Source organism: Pseudoalteromonas sp. MMG013 (assembly GCF_018100885.1).
In the GTDB taxonomy this organism is placed as follows: domain Bacteria; phylum Pseudomonadota; class Gammaproteobacteria; order Enterobacterales; family Alteromonadaceae; genus Pseudoalteromonas; species Pseudoalteromonas aurantia.
Map to the genome: position 1 here is coordinate 1 of NZ_JAGJEE010000087.1, position 831 is coordinate 831.

1 pseudogene is annotated in these 831 nt (G+C 42.8%); it reads right to left on the reverse strand.

Features of this window, described 5'->3' with window-relative positions:
• Positions 1–296: 296 nt before the first annotated feature.
• Positions 297–831 (reverse strand): annotated as a pseudogene (locus tag J8L98_RS24445) (transposase); the annotation flags it as partial.

Sequence of the window (831 nt, forward strand, 5' to 3'; positions counted from 1 at the left end):
GAGTTCACGAAAAGCAAAACAGCAAGCTGATGTGCTTGCTAGGTTCGTATTGATGCAAGCGGACAATGATGATGCAAACGGACAATAAACGGACAACGACACCCATTCAAAAAACTAAAACCAATAAGCAGGCAATGTTCAACCTGAAATATCACCTAGTTAGTAAAATTGAATTAACTACATGTGCTATGAGCTCAAAAATAGGGAAAACTGAACTCATGCCCAGCAATAAGGCACGCCTAACCCTATAAACCATCGTGTATTGATTATATCGTGATTATCTTGGTGGTCTCAAATTAAGCCAGTAACTTTTCACATTGCTTATAATTAGCGCGCCGTTTTATTTCTAGGCTCGCACAATAATTATCAAGCTTTTGGGGTCGCCCTACTGCACCATGGAATACTTTGGTAAATTGGGTGGTGAGCTTTAACCAGTTTTCAGGGGTGATGTTGAGCCTATCTAAAATTAGAGAGTTGATTGGGTTGATAGCGCCACGTTTGTCTGTTCGCATACATCGACCTGTTAGCTCTACCAGTTCTAAGTAGGACTTTAATTCAAACGGTATTCCTTTAGGCATGTGCTTTCGGGGGCTGCCTGCAAAACGCGCCAAGTGTTTCGGTTGCTTGCCTTCTTTGGCATGTTCACAACGAGCTTTTACACTGGTGTAGTCTGAGGTTTCGGGTGTCTCAGCCATCTTCGCCCTGATTGGGTTTAAATCAACATATGCCATACAGGCTGCCAGTGCTGCTTCATCAAGTAAGGCTTGTGATTTAAAGCGCCCTTCCCAAAATCGACCAGTACAGTTATCTTCTTTATTCGCTTTTCGGGCA